This window comes from Corallococcus sp. CA041A, assembly GCF_003612075.1.
Taxonomy (GTDB): Bacteria; Myxococcota; Myxococcia; order Myxococcales; family Myxococcaceae; genus Corallococcus; species Corallococcus exiguus.
The window spans coordinates 1-15,109 of the sequence record NZ_RAWF01000094.1 but is presented as its reverse complement, the minus strand read 5'-3'; the positions used below and the strand labels follow the sequence as shown (position 1 = coordinate 15,109).

Below are 15,109 nucleotides of genomic sequence, written 5' to 3'. Positions count from 1 at the left end.
GTCCGTGAACCACGTCACCGCTGCACGGTGACTACTTGTGCGCGTTCAGGTCCGGCTCGGACGCGGGCGCCTTGTCGGCGGGCACGTCGAAGAAGGCGCTGGGGCTGGCCGCGCGCGTCGACGACATGCTGTTCTCCAGCGTCTCCGGCACGGGCGGCAGGGCCACCGGCGTCAGCTGCTCCTTGGCGGCGGCCTCGGCCTTGAGCTTCGCGTTCTTGCGGCGACGGTAGACGAAGTAGCCCACCGCCAGCACCGCCAACGACCCCATCACCACGACCTGGCCGTCCTTCAGCTTGCGGATGACCATGTCCAGCTCGCCACCGAAGTGGAACCCGAGCCACACGAACACCGGCGCGGACAGCAGCGCCGCCAGCCCGTCCCAGAAGATGAAGCGCCAGTACGACATGTGCACGGAGCCCGCGGTGAAGTACGTCACCGCGCGCACGCCCGGCATGAAGCGGGCGATCATCACGATCTTCTGGCCGTGCGTGACGAAGAGCGACTCCACCTTCGCCCGCTTCTCCGGCGTGACGATCTTGGAGAAGAACCCTCCGCCCTTCGCCCCCGGGTCGCGCCCCAGCCTCGTGCCCAGCCGGCGCCCCGCCAGGTAGATGAGGCTGTCACCCACCAGGATGCCGAAGAACCCCACCGCCATCATCACCGGCAGGTGGGCCGCGCCCTTGTGCGCCAGGAACCCACCGAGGATGAGCGAGATGTCCTCGGGCAGCGGCACGCCCAGACCGCACGCCACCAGGATGGCGAACACGGACAAGTAGGCGAAGAGGCCCTGGGAGCTACCGAGCAGGTTGGTGAGCAGTTCTTCCACGCGTCGTTCCGTCCAATCACTTCCCGAAGGGCCGCTCGGCAACCACCCGGGCCGGCCCGTCCATCACCCAGCCATCAACCGGGTGAGGCAGTTGAAAACTCCGGCCGCCCAGCTTCCCACCTCAAGCGTCCGCGCCACATCACGAAAGCCATCGGCCGTATGTCTACCCTCACCCACGGTGTGCGACAGCCTGGGAGCCTGGAGGGGCTCCTGGCGAGCACAGTAACCACCTCGGGTGCGGGTGGCAGGACCGTTCGCCTTTCCGGCCTCCCGGCACGAGCCCGGCGCCACCCGTCCGACAGCCGTTCAGGTCCCCGGGGCCCGCGCCACCAGCGTGCGCAGCATGTCCCGGTTGTCCCGGGCCTTCGCGCCGAAGTGGCTGACGATGCCCATCAGCAGCTTGATGCAGGCCTGCGGCTTCTGCGCGAGCAGCTTCTGGAAGTCCGCTGAACGGATCTCCAGCGCCATCACGTCCGTCTGGGCCGTGGCCGAGCACAGCCGCTCGCCCTTCTGCACGAGCGCCAGCTCGCCCAGGGGCTCACCGACAGTTACCTCGCCCAGGGGCACGTCCTCGCCCGAGGGGCTCCGGGCGCTCAGCCGCACCGTGCCCTCACCGACAATCAACAGCGAGTCCCCCGCCTTGCCCTCGGTGAACAAGGCCGTCCCCTTGGGGAAGGCGCGCGACACGGCCGCCGCCGCGAAGATGGAGATGCCGGTGTCGGTGAAGCCCTTGAAGAGCGGACAGGCCTTCAGGGTCGTCTCGGGGGCGAGCGCCATGGGGTGTTCCTAACACGCACAACGCGGCCGCGTCAGCGGCTGGCGCGGTGTTCGGCGGCGGTGTGCACGTAGTGGAGGGCGGACTGCACCAGGAACTCACGTTCGCCGTCGTGGATGGGGCGCTTCACCTTGCCGGGCGAGCCCACCACCAGCGACCCCGGGGGAATCTTCGTCCCGGGCGTCAGCAGCGTGCCCGCGCCGATGATGCAGTCGTCCCCCACCTCCACGCCGTCCATCAGGATGGCGCCCATGCCCACCAGCACCCGGTGTCCCACGACGCACCCGTGGAGGATGACCCGGTGGCCCACCGTGCAGTCGTCGCCCACCGTCGTCGAGTCACCCTGGCTGGTGACGTGGATCATGGTGAGGTCCTGGATGTTGGTGCGCTTGCCGATGCGGATGGAGTTCACGTCCCCGCGCAGCACGGAGTTGAACCAGATGGACGAGTCCTCGCCCAGCTCCACATCGCCCACCACCTGGGCGGAGTCCTCGATGAAGCAGCTCGGATGGACGCGGGGGGACACCCCGCGAAACGGCTTCAACGGCATGGGGCTACCTCCGACGGCGGGACAGCGGCGGAAGCGTCAGGCCTCCGCCGGGACATGCAGCGGCACGGGCAACTCCACGGCGGGCGGCGCCACGGTGGGGGCCTGGAGCACCACCAACTGCTTGCCCCCGAGCTGGTTGGGCGTGGCGCGCTCCACGTGCACCTTCACGATGGAGCCCGCGGGAGCATCGCCCTCGAAGTTCACCGTGCGGTTCTCCGGCGTGCGGCCGAAGCGCTTGGTGGCGTCGTAGCGCGAGCGCCCTTCCACCAGCACCTCCACGTCCAGGCCCACCTGCGCCTGGGTGTACTCGCCGCTGATGCGCCGCTGCAGCTTCTGCAGCCGCTCCAGCCGGGCCACCTTCACCTCGTGCGGGATGGGGCCCCAGTCCTTCTCGCGCAGCGCGGCGCCCGTCTTGGGGCGCGGGCTGTACACGAAGGAGAACTGGTTGTCGTACTTCACCCGTTCGGTGAGCTGCATCGTCATCTCGAACTCTTCCTCGGTCTCACCGGGAAAGCCCACGATGATGTCCGTGGTGATGGCGATGCCGGGCCGCGCGGCGCGCAGCTTCTCCAGGCGCTCCATGTACTGCTCGACGGTGTAGTCGCGGCGCATCATCTTCAGGATGCGGTCGCTGCCACACTGCACGGGCAGGTGGAAGTGCGGGGCGATCTTCGGCTGCACGCGGAACGCTTCGATCAGCTCGTCCGACAGGTCATGCGGATGGCTCGTCGTGAAGCGCACGCGCTCGATGCCCGGCACCTCCGCGGTGCGCAGCAGCAACTGCGCGAAGCTGATGCCGCCCAGGTACGAGTTGACGTTCTGGCCAATGAGCGTGACTTCGCGCAGGCCCACGCCGGCCAGGTCCGCCACCTCGTTGAGCACCTCCGGGAAGTTGCGGCTCACCTCGCGGCCACGGGTGTGCGGGACGATGCAGAACGAGCAGACGTTGTCGCAGCCCTTCATCACGGTGACGAACTCGGTCACCTTGCCGCGGGACGTCTCCGCGTCGGCGCGCGGGAAGACGTACTCCTCGGAGTCCACGAAGGCCGTCTCCACCACGCGCTCGCGGGCGTCCTGCACGCGGGCGATGACCTCCGGCAGCTTCGCGATGTTGTCCGGGCCGAAGACGAAGTCCAGGTACGGGACCTTCTTGAGCAGCTTGTCCTTCTCCTGCTGGGCCACGCAGCCGCCCACGCCCAGAATGGCGCCCCGGCTGGCCTTCACGGCGCGGTAGCGCCCCAGCGCGGACAGCATCTTGTCCTCGGCCTTCTCACGGATGGAGCAGGTGTTGAGGATGATGAGGTCCGCGTTGTCCGGCTCCGGCGTGGGGACGTAGGACATCTTCGACAACGCTTCGCTCATGCGGAGCGAGTCGTTGACGTTCATCTGGCAGCCGAAGGTGTGGATGAAGTAGCGCTTCATGGGTGGGCCTTGAAGGAAAACGGGCCGTTATGGAACGCCCGGACGCGGAATGCAACCGGGCGGACACGCCGGGTCATCCCCGGCTGAGCACCTTCGTGAGCCGGGTGTGCAGGGCCACCAGCTCCGCCTCGCGCTCCCGGAGCAGGGCCACCGTCTCCACGCCGTACCGCCGGCCCAGGGCGTCAGTCTCCCGCTCCTGCTTCACCAGCTCGCCCTGGACGCGCTTCTTCACCTCGTCCACCTCCGGCCCGGAGCGGGACTCCAGCTCCGTCAGCTTCGAGCGCAGCCGCTGCACGGTCCACCGCCGTCCGCCGAAGGCCCGGAGGACGGCGCTCCCCCACTCCGCCGCCTTCACGTCCAGGCCGCTGGTCTCCAGCGCCGCCTTCGCCGCGCCGGCCATGGCCTCCGGACCGGCGTCCACCTCCACGTGCGCCAGGAAGGTCTGCTGGTAGCGGACCAGCTGGTCGAGCAGCGCCTTGTCCACCGGCCGGGACGCCATGCGCAGCGTGCGGTCGTCGGCGGCGTCGAAGTCCGGACCGGTCTCCACGTTGGGGACGTCCTGGTAGTCGTCGAAGAAGGACGGGGCCATGGGGGCGCTCCTCGGGTGCGAAAGGGTTTTCAGACGGGGACGAGCTGTTCCGCGATACGGGCCAGGTCCGTCACGGAGGTGACGACCACGGCCTGGGTGCAGTGCTTCTCGTAGGTGAGCATCTCGCTGTCGCCGATGCCCCAGTTGCCCCGGTCCTCGGGGCAGATCCACAGCACGCGCTTGGCCTTGCGCTTCAGGTCCTTCAGGGCCCAGGCGTTGCTCGCGTTGTAGTTGTTGCGGCCGTCGCCAATGATCATCACCGTGGTGCGGCGCGTGATGCTGCCCAGGTGGTCGCGCGTGAAGTCCGCCAGCGCACGGCCGTAGTTGGAGTTGGAGCTCATGGACACGGTGCGCCCGGCGGTCGCCGCGTCGATGGCCTCGCTCACGTCCAGGTCCTTGAAGAACTGGGTGACTTCGCCCACGTCGGACACGAAGACGAACGAGCGCACGCGCACGAACAGCGACTGCATCGTGTGCATGAACAGCAGCATCATGCGGGACGCATTGCGCACGGAGTCGGACACGTCGCAGAGCACCACCAGCTCCGGGCGCTCCGGCCTGCGGGTGCGGAACACGGGCACCATGGGGATGCCGTCCCACGGCATGTTCCGGCGCAGCGTGCGCTGGGCGTGCAGCGACCCGCGACGGTGCGAGCGCTGCTTGCGGATCATCCTGCTCTTGAGCTTCTCCGCCATCGTGCGGACGGCGGCCTCCATCTGGTCCACCTCCGCCTGCGTGAGCAGGTGCAGCGGCTTCTCCGTGACGTTGTCCGTGCGGCGCCGGATGCGAGCCTCGGACTGACGCTTCACCTCCGCGCGAGCGGCGTCCTCAATCTTGCGCATCGCCGCGGCCACGTGGCGCGAGACGATCTCCACGCCCTCGGCATGGAGCCCGCGAGCCTTCAGCTCGTCCTCCATCGATTTGAGGTCGGAGCGAGCCCGCTCCATGCCCGCGCCCGCGAGCATCCGCCGCGTGAAGAACCCCGTCTGCAGAGGGCTCTCCAGCTGCCCCAGGTCCAACTGGAGCGACGCCTGACGGAAGATCTGCGCCAGCCGCGCGCGGTCGCCCGCGAGGATGGCCTGCGCGAGCGGGGACATCTCCGGCGCCAGCAGGTTCATCTGGTAGATGACCATCTTCAGCAGGTCGCCTTCCAGGTAGCCCTCTTCCTCCAGCTGCTTCGCCAGCGACTTGTCGATGGCCTCGAACGTGCGGGCCGCGCCGGAGAAGTAGAAGTCGAACGCGCGGCGGAACGTCTCCACGTCCAGCTCGCGCTTCACCAGCGTGGCGCGCAGCACGGAGCGGAACAGGCTCCGGTCCTGGACGCCCACTTCCGCCGTGGCGCGCAGGGCGTCCTGCACCTCGGACGTGCTGACGCGCACGCCGTTCTGGCGGAGGACCTCGGCGAACTCGACGATGCGGGCGTCCATGGCGCGTCAGGCTCCCCGTTCGAAGGACATCACCGCTTCCACGTGGTGCGTCTGCGGGAACATGTCCACCACCTGGAGCGCCACCGGCTTGTAACCGGCCTCCACCAGCCCCGCCGCGTCGCGCGCCAGCGAAGCCGGGTCGCACGCCACGTAGACGACCCGGCGCACGTTCAGCGCGCGCATCCACTTCGCCAGGCCCGGAGCCCCGGCGCGCGGAGGATCCGCGAGGCACAGGTCGAACGAACGCCCCTCCGCCACCAGCCCGTCGCACACCTTGCGCGCGTCGCCCTGGATGAAGCGCACGTTGGCCACCCCACCCTCGCGAGCACTCCGCTGTGCCAGCTCCACGCCCACCGGCGACGACTCCACGCCCAGCACCGACCCGGCCGTGCCCGCCAGCGGGAACGTGAAGTTGCCGTTGCCGGAGTACAGCTCCAGCACGGAGTCCGTCTCCTGCGCGCCCAGCTCGTACAGGGCCGCGGTGACGAGCCCCACGTTGGCCTCCGCGTGCGCCTGCGCGAACGCATCCGGCCGCAGGTACACCGGCACCTCGGGTCGCAGCGGGGACAGCGAGCGCAGCACCGGCCGGCCGATGAGCCGCGCCGAGCCCTCCTTGGGCACCAGCACCGCGCCCTCCAGCCGCAGCGCGCGCACCGCGGCCTCCGCCGCCTCCATGTGCCGCGCCGTCACCTGGCCGCTGAGGTTCACCGCGAACGCGGCCTTGTCGCCCTCGGCGAGCAGCAGCACCTCCTCGGTGTCCTTGGCCAGCGGCTTGAGCAGCGGGGCCAGCTTCCCGGGCAGCGCCGTGAGCACGGGCGTGAGCGCGGGGCAGACGTCCACGGGGATGCGCTCGTGCGTACGCCGGCCGAAGTAGCCGAGCGCCCCCTTCCCCGCCCCGTGCAGCACCGCGCGGCGGCGGTAGCCCCAGTCCCGAGGCGCCACCATCAACGGCCGCACCGTGAAGGCCGTGCGCCTCAAGCGGCCCAGGTGCTCCAGGGTGGAGAGGACGATCTCCTGCTTCGCGGACCGCTGCGCCGGGACGGACAGCTCCAGCCAGTCACAGCCGCCGCACGCGTCGGACAGGACGCAGCGCGACGACACGCGCTCCGCACCGTCCGTCAGCACCTGGCCCAACAGGCCGCGCAGGACCTTGCCCTGGGCCTCCAGGCGCACGCGCACGGTGTCGCCGGGGAAGGCGCCGGGCACGAAGACGGTGCGCCCCTCCCACTGGGCCACGCCTTCGCCCAGCTGGCCCAGCCGTTCAATCGTCAGTTCAATGGGGGATTCGGGCAGCGTCGTCATCGCAGGCGCACTCGCGGGGGCCGCCTGGGTGGGGCCGCCCTACTTCCGGGTCGCACTGCCACGCTCGTCCGCCGGCAGGGCTTCCCGCAGGCGCTCCACGAACGCTTCGATGCGCGACCGCTTCTCGTCGTCAACGTCCAGGAACTCCACCGCCATCCCCGGCACCTCGGAGCCCTGAGTCCCCTGGGCATTGGTGCGGGTCACCTTCCCGGACAGGTCCACCGGGAAGCTGGCGCCCGGCAGCGACACCAACAGGCGCACCACCGTGCCCACCGGCAGCGGCTGCGGCGTGTTGATGTAGAGCCCGCCGCGCGACAGGTTCACCGCCCAGTCCGTCACGAAGCCCGCCACCGTGCGGTACGCCACGGGCAGCTCATGGTCGATGCGGTGCGCGCGAGGCGCGGGGACGGGCTTCTCCGAGGTATCAGCCATGCGGTGCTCCGTTCCCCGGGGAAAGGTGGCTTCCGTCCCACACTGGGAAACGGAAGCGCACCCTAGCACTCCACATCAGGCCTGGAACTTCATCTCGCGCAGGTCGGGCGCGATCTTCAGCTTCGGCTCGGTGAGCTGCTGCACCCGTTCCACCGTCAGTCCGGGTGCCAGCTCGCGGAGGACCAGTCCCTCCGGCGTCACGTCCATGAACGCGTGGTCCGTGACGATGTGGTGCACGCACTTGAGGCCCGTCAAAGGCAGCGAGCACTTCTTCAGGATCTTGGGCTGCCCGTCCTTGTTGGCGTGCTCCATGGCCACGTAGATGCGCTTGGCACCCACGGCCAGGTCCATGGCGCCGCCCATGCCCTTCACCATCTTGCCGGGGATCATCCAGTTGGCCAGGTCACCCTCTTCGCTGACCTCCATGGCGCCCAGCACGGCCAGGTCGATGTGGCCGCCGCGGATCATCCCGAAGGACAGCGCGGAGTCGAAGAAGGCGGAGCCCTTCACCTCCGTCACCGTCTCCTTGCCCGCGTTGATGAGGTCCGGGTCCTCGCTCCCCTCTTCGGGGTAAGGCCCGATTCCGAGCAGGCCGTTCTCCGACTGGAGCACCACCTCCACCCCGTGCGGGATGTAGTTGGGCACGAGCGTGGGGATGCCGATGCCCAGGTTCACGTAGAAGCCGTCCTTCAGCTCCTGGGCGATTCGCTGCGCGATCTGTTCACGAGTCAGGGGCATGGCTCAGGACGCCTTCTTGCGGACGGTCCGCCGCTCGATCCACTTCTGGAGGTTCTGCGCCTGCACGATGCGGTGCACGAAGATGCTCGGGATGTGCACCATGTCCGGGTCCAGCTCGCCCGGCTGCACGATGTGTTCCGCCTCCACGATGGTGACCTTGGCGGCCATGCACATCATGGGGGTGAAGTTCCGCGCCGTCTTGTGGAACACCAGGTTGCCCCAGGTGTCCGCCTTCCACGCGTGCACGATGGCGAAGTCGGCCTTCAGCGGCGTCTCCAGGACGTGGAGCCGCCCGTCGATCATGCGCGACTCCTTGCCCTCCGCCACCTGGGTGCCCGCGCCCGTCGGCGTGAAGAACCCGCCGATGCCGCAGCCCCCGGCCCGGATGCGCTCCGCGAGCGTGCCCTGCGGGTTCAGCTCCACCTCCAGCTCGCCGGAGAGGAACTGCCGCTCGAACTCCTTGTTCTCCCCCACGTAGCTGGCGACCATCTTCTTCACCTGCTTGTTCTGCAGGAGGATGCCCAGCCCCAGCTCCGTGGTGCCGCAGTTGTTGGAGATGATGGTGAGGCCCCTCACGTTCTTCTTGTGCAGGGCCGTGATGAGGTTCTCGGGGTTGCCGCACAGCCCGAACCCACCACTCATGAGAGTGATGTTGTCCGGGATGTCGGCGACCGCTTCATCCGCGCTCGCGTAGACCTTGTTCATGCGGTCGGTGTCCTCAGCGCTCGACCATCAGCGCGATGCCTTCGCCGCCGCCGATGCAGAGCGACGCCACGCCACGCTTCTTGTCCTGGTCCTTCATCGTCTGGAGCAGCGTGACGAGCACGCGAGCGCCGGACGCGCCAATCGGGTGGCCCAGCACCACCGCGCCGCCGCGCACGTTCACCTTGGCCGGATCCAGGCCGAGGATGCGGTTGTTGGCGATGGCCACCACGGAGAAGGCCTCGTTGATCTCCCAGAGGTCCACGTCCTTGGCCGTCACGTTCTGCTTCGTGAGCAGCGTGTTGATGGCGTCCGCCGGCGCGATGGTGAACTCCACCGGCTTGCGGGCGGCCTGCGCGTAGCCCTTGATGCGGCCCAGGATGGTGCGGCCTTCCGCCTTCGCCTTCTCCTCGCTCATCAGCACCAGCGCCGCGGCGCCGTCGTTGATGGAGGACGCGTTGGCGGCCGTCACGGTGCCGTCCTTCTTGAACACCGGCTTCAGGCCCGGGATCTTGTCCGGCTTGGCGTTCTTGGGGCCCTCGTCCTCGGAGACGGTGGTGAACTCATCCGGCTTCTTGCCCGGAATCTGCACGGGGACGATCTCCGCGGCGAACAGGCCTTCCTTCTGGGCCTGGATGGCGCGGCGCGTGGACTCCAGCGCGAACTCGTCCTGCTGCGCGCGGCTGATGCCCTGCGAGGTGGAGCACTCCTCGGCGCAGTTGCCCATGTGGACGTTGCCGTACACGTCCCAGAGGCCGTCGGAGATCATCGCGTCCTTGAACTCCACGTTGCCCATGCGGGATCCGCCGCGCATCGTGTGGCTGATGTAGGGCGCGTTGGACATGGACTCCATGCCGCCCGCGACGACGACGTCCGCGTCACCCAGGGCGATGGACTGCGCCGCGGCGATGACGGCCTTGAGGCCGGAGCCACAGACCTTGTTCAGCGTGACGGCCGGGACGGACTCCGGGAGGCCCGCGAAGATGGTGGCCTGACGCGCGGGGGCCTGGCCCACGCCCGCCTGCAGGACGCAGCCCATGATGACCTCCTGCACGGCCTCCGGCTTCACGCCCGCGCGCTCCAGCGCCGCCTTGATGGCGATGGCGCCCAGTTGGGGAGCGGTGAGCTTGGACAGCGCTCCCTGGAAGGAGCCGATGGGGGTACGGGCCGCGCCCACGATGACGACTTCACGAGCCATGGAATTGCCTCCTGGAGAGGGAACCGTCTGTAAAAGAGAAAAGCGCCGGAAAGGCACTTATCACGGGCGCTTTCCGCCGAATCAAATGGAAACGGCCGGGCTCCCACTGGGGAACCCGGCCGCTATTCACGTCAGGACGTTGGGCTGATTACTTCTTCAGCTTGGAGGCCATGACGTCGCCCAGGCGGGCCTTGGAACCCTCGGCCTGCTTGCGCAGGTACTCGCGGTAGTCCTCGCCCTCGCCGATGAGCGCCTTGATGGACAGCGCCACCTTGCGGTCCGGGGTGTTGATGTCGATGAGCTTCACCTCGACATCCTGGCCCTCGCTCACCACGTCGCGGGGGTTCTCCACGCGCTCTTCCTTCAGCTCGGAGACGTGGACGAGGCCCTCGATGCCCGGCTCGATCTCCACGAACGCGCCGAAGTCGGTGACCTTGGTGACCTTGCCCTTCACGCGGCTGCCCACGGGCAGGCGCTCGGAGAGGGTCTCCCAGGGGTCCGGCTGGAGCTGCTTGATGCCCAGGCTGAAGCGCTCGTTCTCGACGTCGATGTTGAGGACCACCGCCTCGACCTCGTCGCCCTTCTTGAACATCTCGCCCGGGTGCTTGATGCGCTGGGTCCAGGAGATGTCGGACACGTGCACCAGGCCGTCCACGCCCTCCTCGACGCCGACGAACACGCCGAAGTCGGTGACGTTGCGGATCTGGCCCTTGATGACGGAGCCGATCGGGTACTTGTCCTCGAGCAGCGTCCAGGGGTTCTGCTCGATCTGCTTCATGCCCAGCGCGATGCGCTTGGCCTTCGGATCGATGTCGAGGACGACGGCCTCCACCGTCTGGCCGACCTCCAGGATCTTGGACGGGTGCTTGAGGCGCTTGGTCCAGGACATCTCGGACACGTGCACCAGGCCCTCCACGCCCTGCTCGATCTCGATGAACGCGCCGTAGTCGGTGATCGACACGACCTTGCCGGCGACGCGGGTACCGACGGGGTACTTCTCGTCGGCGCGGTGCCACGGGTCCTCCTGGATCTGCTTGAGGCCCAGGCTGACGCGCTCCTGCGCGGGGTCGAACTTGAGGACGACGACGCGCACTTCGTCACCGACGTTGAACATCTCGCTGGGGTGACCGATGCGGCCCCAGGACATGTCGGTGATGTGCAGCAGGCCGTCGATGCCGCCGAGGTCGATGAAGGCGCCGTAGTCCGTGAGGTTCTTGACCACGCCCTTGAGGACCGCACCCTCCTTGAGGTTCTTGAGGGTCTCCTTCTTCATCTCCTCGCGCTGCTTCTCCAGCAGCACGCGGCGAGAGAGGACGATGTTGCCGCGCTTCTTGTTGAACTTGATGACCTTGAACTCGAATTCCTTCGAGATGTACTGGTCAAGGTTGCGCACAGGGCGGATGTCGACCTGGGAGCCGGGCAGGAACGCCTTCACGCCGATGTCGACGGAGAGGCCACCCTTCACGCGACCGACGATGGTGCCCTTGACGATCTCATCACGCTCGCAAGCGGCGGAGATCTCGTCCCAGATGCGCATCTTGTCGGCCTTCTCCTTGGAGAGGACGACCATGCCGGTGTCGTTCTCGCGGCTCTCCAGGAGGACCTCGACGGGGTCACCGGCCTTCACGGTGACTTCGCCGCGGGGGTTGGTGAACTCGGAGATCGGGACCTGACCCTCGGACTTGTAGCCGATGTCCACGATCGCGAAATCCTTCGTCACCTGCACGACCGTGCCCTTGACGATCTCGCCTTCCTTCAGGATTCCGTCGCCGCCACGCTCCTTGAGCGAGGCCTCGAACATCGCCGCGAAGTCTTCGTCACCGCCGTCGATCTGCTGGTTCACGTTCTGCTGCATGAATGGGAAGTCCTTGGAACGGTACAACTGCCCCCTGTTTGAATGGGTGCGCGGCCGCCTGCGGGGAGCGACGGGAGACCGCGGGTGTCCCCTGAATGGGAACGCAAGGCTGGTTGGAAGCCGCGCACCCTAGACACCTGGGTTTACAGGAGTCAAGCGGTGCACCGCCCCAAGTGATGATCCGTGTTCTATGAACGCCCGGCCGCGTCCGCATCTGTCCTACCCGGCCGGTGCCCCCTGCCCGCTCGCCCCAGGTGGGACAAGCGAAGCGTTACCCCTCGCGCCGGAATGTTTCCCGGGCGATGACCATCCGCTGCACCTCGCTGGTGCCCTCGTAGATGGTCTGCACGCGCGCGTCCCGGAAGTAACGCTCGACCGGGAACTCGTCGATGTAACCGTAACCACCGTGCAGCTGCACGGCCTTGTCCGCGACCTTGTTGCTCATCTCGCTGGCGAAGAGCTTCGCCATGGAAGCTTCGCGAGTGAACGGCTGGCCGGCCTCCTTGAGGGCGGCGGCGCGCAGGGTCAGCAGCTCGGCGGCGTCCAGCTGGGTGCGCATGTCCGCCATCATGAAGCGCGGGCCCTGCAGGTCCGCCACGGCCTGGCCAAAGGCCTTGCGGTCCTTGGTGTAGGAGACGGTCGCTTCCAGCGCCGCACGGCCCGTGCCGCACGCCTGCGCCGCGATGCCAATGCGCCCGCCGTCCAGCGCCATCATGGCCAGGCGGAACCCGTCGCCCTCCTTGCCCAGGAGGTTCTCCGCGGGGACTTCGCAGTCCTCGAAGGTGAGACCCACGGTGTTGGACGCGCGCAGGCCCATCTTGTCCTCGTGCTTGCCCACGTGGAGGCCCTTGGCGCCGCCCTCCACGATGAAGCAGGACAGGCCCTTGTTGCCGGACTGGCCCGTGCGGGCCCACACGACGATGACGCCCGCGTAGGCGCCGGAGGTGATCCACTGCTTGCTGCCGTTGAGCACGTACTTGTCGCCGCGCTTCACGGCGGTGGTGAGCATGGCGCCGGGGTCGGAGCCCGCGTGCGGCTCGCTCAGCGCGAACGCGCCCACGAAGGCCTCACCGGAGGTGATGCGCGTGACGAACTTCTCCCGCTGCGCGTCGGTGCCCACCGCGTGGATGAGCTCGCCGCACATGTTGGTGACGGCCATGGCCACGGACACGGAGGCGTCCGCGGCGGCCATCTCCATCATGGCCAGCGCGTAGGACACCACGCCGGCCTCCGCGCCGCCGTACTTGCCCGGCAGGTTCACGCCCAGCAGGCCCACTTCGGCCAGGGCCTTGAAGACTTCCGGGTCGAAGCGCTCTTCGCGGTCGGACGCGCGGGCGTGCGGGGCCACGCGCTCGCGGGCGAACTTGCGAGCGGTGTCACGGATGAGCGTCTGGGTCTCGGTGAGGTCGAAGTTCACGGGCGCGGGCGTCCTTGGGGGGCTCGGAAGCCCTACTCGATGGCCTTGAGGTTGAACGGGTACTCGATGGGGTGGTCGCGGCCGTCCGGGGGCTTGGGGAAGTCCAGGGACGACAGCACCGCCACCACGCAGTCGTTGAGGCCCGCGTCCTTCAGCGTGCTGCCGTGCTTGTCGATCTTCGCGCTGCGCACGGCGCCTTCCGCGGTGATGGTGAAGGTGGTCCGGAGCAGGCCCTCCACCTTCTTGTCCTTCTCCACCATGTGGTCCTCGTAGCACTCCTGGATCCGAGGCATGTGGTAGGCGATCACCTGGCGGATGGAGTCCGGGGTGAAGGGCAGCTTGCTGACGTCCAGCCCGTCGTCCTTCTTGGGCGCGGACGTCGTGGCCGGAGCCGGCGTGGCCGCGGCCTTCTTCTTCGACAAGCCCTGGGCGAGCGCCAGCGGAGACGCCAGGCCCAGGGACAGGAACAGCACGGGGAGGAGCGCGCGTTTCATGGCCGGGGGACTACTCCTTCAGCAGGTTGGCGGAGATGACGATGCGCTGGATCTCGCTCGTCCCCTCGTAGATTTCGGTGATGCGCGCGTCGCGCACGTGGCGCTCGGCGTCCATCTCCTTGCTGTAGCCCATGCCGCCGTGGATCTGCAGGGCCTTGTTGGCCACGCGGCTGGCCATCTCGCTGGCGTAGAGCTTGGCCATGGCGCTCTCCGGGCTGTGGCGCACGCCCTTGTCCTTCATCAGCGCCGCGCGCCACACGAGCAGGCGGGCCGCGTCGATCTCCATGGCCATGTCCGCGATCATGAACTGGATGGCCTGGTGGTCGCGGATGGGCTTGCCGAACGTCTTGCGCTCACCCGAGTAGCGCACCGCCTCCTCGAAGGCCGCGCGCGCGATGCCCAGCGCCTGGGACGCGATGCCGATGCGGCCGCCGTCCAGCGTGGACATGGCGACCTTGAAGCCCTCGCCCTCCTTGCCCAGGCGGTACTTCTCCGGGACGCGCATGTCCTCGAAGAACATGGAGCAGGACCAGGCGGCGCTGATGCCCATCTTCTTGTCGGGCTCCGCGCGGGTGAAGCCGGGGGTGTTGGTGGGCACCAGGAACGCGGTGATGCCCTTGTTGCCCGCTTCCCGGTTCGTCATCGTGATGAGGACGATGGCGTCGGCCTTGGGGCCGTTGGTGATCCAGTTCTTGGAGCCGTTGATGATGTACTCGTCGCCCCGCTTCACGGCGACGGTCTTCTGGGCGGCGGCGTCGCTGCCGGCCTCGGGCTCCGTGAGGCCGAAGCAGCCGATCTTCTCACCGCTGGCGAAGGGCTTGAGGAACTGCTCCTTCTGCTCGGGGGTGCCGAACTTGGACACCGGGTCGCAGTAGAGCGAGTTGTTCACGCTCATGATCACGCCGGTGGAGGCGCAGCCGCGCGAAATCTCCTCCATGGCGATGGCGTAGCAGACGTTGTCCAGGCCCGCGCCGCCCCACTCCTCCGGCACCGCGATGCCCAGCAGGGACAGCTCCGCCAGCTTCTTCACCGCGTCCGTGGGCCACGCGTGCTGCTCGTCCCACTTGCGGGCGTTGGGGATGAGCTCCTTGGCGGCGAACTCGCGGCACAGCCGCTGGATCTCGCGCTGGATGTCGGTCAGCTCGAAGTTCATGGTGGACCTCCCATAGTACGGGGTCCGCCCCGGGGCTACTCCGAAGACGCCCCTCCATCCTCGGGGCCGGGGATCCGGGTCCCAAAGAACATCGCCAGTGGCACCGTCACGTCGAAGGACACGTCCGTGCGAGCCCCCGAGTCCGTCCAGGTCCTGCGCACCACCACCGACACCGTCCAGGGTTGGGTGTCCCGGTGCCGTTCAATCAAGTCGTAGGTGAACCCCACCC

General features: G+C 68.1%; 15 protein-coding genes and 1 pseudogene. All 16 read right to left on the bottom strand.

Translation table 11 applies throughout. The annotated features are described in order from the left end of the window. Positions 1-31: 31 nt before the first annotated feature. Entirely contained in the window at positions 32-826 is a 795-nt protein-coding gene (locus tag D7V77_RS18545; RefSeq protein ID WP_120577620.1) for a DedA family protein, read from the bottom strand. A gap of 306 nt (positions 827-1,132) precedes the next feature. Further along, positions 1,133-1,603 carry a cyclic nucleotide-binding domain-containing protein gene (locus tag D7V77_RS18540; protein ID WP_120577619.1) on the bottom strand — a complete coding sequence of 157 codons (471 nt, stop codon included), beginning with the start codon at positions 1,601-1,603 and terminating at the stop codon, positions 1,133-1,135. 32 nt (positions 1,604-1,635) lie between these two features. Next, a complete protein-coding gene (locus tag D7V77_RS18535; RefSeq protein ID WP_120563250.1) occupies positions 1,636-2,151 on the bottom strand; it encodes a gamma carbonic anhydrase family protein in 516 nt (171 codons plus the stop codon). Positions 2,152-2,187: 36 nt separating this feature from the next. Continuing rightward, positions 2,188-3,573: a tRNA (N6-isopentenyl adenosine(37)-C2)-methylthiotransferase MiaB gene (gene miaB, locus D7V77_RS18530; RefSeq protein ID WP_120577618.1), complete on the bottom strand. Its 1,386-nt coding sequence runs from the start codon at positions 3,571-3,573 to the stop codon at positions 2,188-2,190. A gap of 73 nt (positions 3,574-3,646) precedes the next feature. Next, positions 3,647-4,162, bottom strand: a complete 516-nt coding sequence (locus D7V77_RS18525) for a hypothetical protein (RefSeq protein WP_120577617.1) — start codon at positions 4,160-4,162, stop codon at positions 3,647-3,649. A gap of 29 nt (positions 4,163-4,191) precedes the next feature. Then, positions 4,192-5,589 carry a VWA domain-containing protein gene (locus D7V77_RS18520; protein ID WP_120577616.1) on the bottom strand — a complete coding sequence of 466 codons (1,398 nt, stop codon included), beginning with the start codon at positions 5,587-5,589 and terminating at the stop codon, positions 4,192-4,194. Positions 5,590-5,595: 6 nt separating this feature from the next. Then, positions 5,596-6,891 carry a class I SAM-dependent RNA methyltransferase gene (locus D7V77_RS18515; RefSeq protein ID WP_120577615.1) on the bottom strand — a complete coding sequence of 432 codons (1,296 nt, stop codon included), beginning with the start codon at positions 6,889-6,891 and terminating at the stop codon, positions 5,596-5,598. Between the two features lie 39 nt (positions 6,892-6,930). After that, a complete protein-coding gene (locus D7V77_RS18510) occupies positions 6,931-7,323 on the bottom strand; it encodes a TIGR02266 family protein (protein WP_120577614.1) in 393 nt (130 codons plus the stop codon). 75 nt (positions 7,324-7,398) lie between these two features. Beyond that, on the bottom strand, positions 7,399-8,061 hold the full coding sequence (locus D7V77_RS18505) for a CoA transferase subunit B (RefSeq protein ID WP_120577613.1): 663 nt from the start codon (positions 8,059-8,061) through the stop codon (positions 7,399-7,401). A 3-nt stretch (positions 8,062-8,064) separates the two neighbouring features. Continuing rightward, positions 8,065-8,766 (bottom strand): CoA transferase subunit A, encoded by a 702-nt coding sequence (locus D7V77_RS18500; RefSeq protein ID WP_120577612.1) that lies wholly within the window; start codon positions 8,764-8,766, stop codon positions 8,065-8,067. A gap of 13 nt (positions 8,767-8,779) precedes the next feature. Continuing rightward, complete coding sequence (locus D7V77_RS18495; protein ID WP_120577611.1) at positions 8,780-9,961, bottom strand: thiolase family protein; 1,182 nt, start codon at positions 9,959-9,961, stop codon at positions 8,780-8,782. Positions 9,962-10,109: 148 nt separating this feature from the next. Then, positions 10,110-11,816 (bottom strand): 30S ribosomal protein S1, encoded by a 1,707-nt coding sequence (locus D7V77_RS18490; RefSeq protein WP_120563302.1) that lies wholly within the window; start codon positions 11,814-11,816, stop codon positions 10,110-10,112. 271 nt (positions 11,817-12,087) lie between these two features. After that, positions 12,088-13,233: an acyl-CoA dehydrogenase family protein gene (locus D7V77_RS18485; protein ID WP_120577610.1), complete on the bottom strand. Its 1,146-nt coding sequence runs from the start codon at positions 13,231-13,233 to the stop codon at positions 12,088-12,090. A gap of 32 nt (positions 13,234-13,265) precedes the next feature. Further along, the gene (locus D7V77_RS18480; protein ID WP_120577609.1) at positions 13,266-13,727 is read right to left on the bottom strand and encodes an AgmX/PglI C-terminal domain-containing protein; all 462 of its coding nucleotides are present in this window, start codon (positions 13,725-13,727) and stop codon (positions 13,266-13,268) included. Between the two features lie 10 nt (positions 13,728-13,737). Continuing rightward, the gene (locus D7V77_RS18475; protein ID WP_120577608.1) at positions 13,738-14,880 is read right to left on the bottom strand and encodes an acyl-CoA dehydrogenase; all 1,143 of its coding nucleotides are present in this window, start codon (positions 14,878-14,880) and stop codon (positions 13,738-13,740) included. Positions 14,881-14,915: 35 nt separating this feature from the next. Next, a pseudogene (locus D7V77_RS18470) lies at positions 14,916-15,109 on the bottom strand (hypothetical protein); the annotation flags it as partial.

Bases quoted from the DNA above. Each gene is read 5' to 3' on its own strand.
- D7V77_RS18480 (WP_120577609.1), bottom strand. From the start codon at position 13,727: ATGAAACGCGCGCTCCTCCCCGTGCTGTTCCTGTCCCTGGGCCTGGCG.
- D7V77_RS18505 (WP_120577613.1), bottom strand. From the start codon at position 8,061: ATGCCCCTGACTCGTGAACAGATCGCGCAGCGAATCGCCCAGGAGCTG.
- D7V77_RS18500 (WP_120577612.1), bottom strand. From the start codon at position 8,766: ATGAACAAGGTCTACGCGAGCGCGGATGAAGCGGTCGCCGACATCCCG.
- D7V77_RS18515 (WP_120577615.1), bottom strand. From the start codon at position 6,891: ATGACGACGCTGCCCGAATCCCCCATTGAACTGACGATTGAACGGCTG.
- D7V77_RS18535 (WP_120563250.1), bottom strand. From the start codon at position 2,151: ATGCCGTTGAAGCCGTTTCGCGGGGTGTCCCCCCGCGTCCATCCGAGC.
- D7V77_RS18475 (WP_120577608.1), bottom strand. From the start codon at position 14,880: ATGAACTTCGAGCTGACCGACATCCAGCGCGAGATCCAGCGGCTGTGC.
- D7V77_RS18510 (WP_120577614.1), bottom strand. From the start codon at position 7,323: ATGGCTGATACCTCGGAGAAGCCCGTCCCCGCGCCTCGCGCGCACCGC.
- D7V77_RS18520 (WP_120577616.1), bottom strand. From the start codon at position 5,589: ATGGACGCCCGCATCGTCGAGTTCGCCGAGGTCCTCCGCCAGAACGGC.
- miaB (WP_120577618.1), bottom strand. From the start codon at position 3,573: ATGAAGCGCTACTTCATCCACACCTTCGGCTGCCAGATGAACGTCAAC.
- D7V77_RS18540 (WP_120577619.1), bottom strand. From the start codon at position 1,603: ATGGCGCTCGCCCCCGAGACGACCCTGAAGGCCTGTCCGCTCTTCAAG.
- D7V77_RS18525 (WP_120577617.1), bottom strand. From the start codon at position 4,162: ATGGCCCCGTCCTTCTTCGACGACTACCAGGACGTCCCCAACGTGGAG.
- D7V77_RS18495 (WP_120577611.1), bottom strand. From the start codon at position 9,961: ATGGCTCGTGAAGTCGTCATCGTGGGCGCGGCCCGTACCCCCATCGGC.
- D7V77_RS18490 (WP_120563302.1), bottom strand. From the start codon at position 11,816: ATGCAGCAGAACGTGAACCAGCAGATCGACGGCGGTGACGAAGACTTC.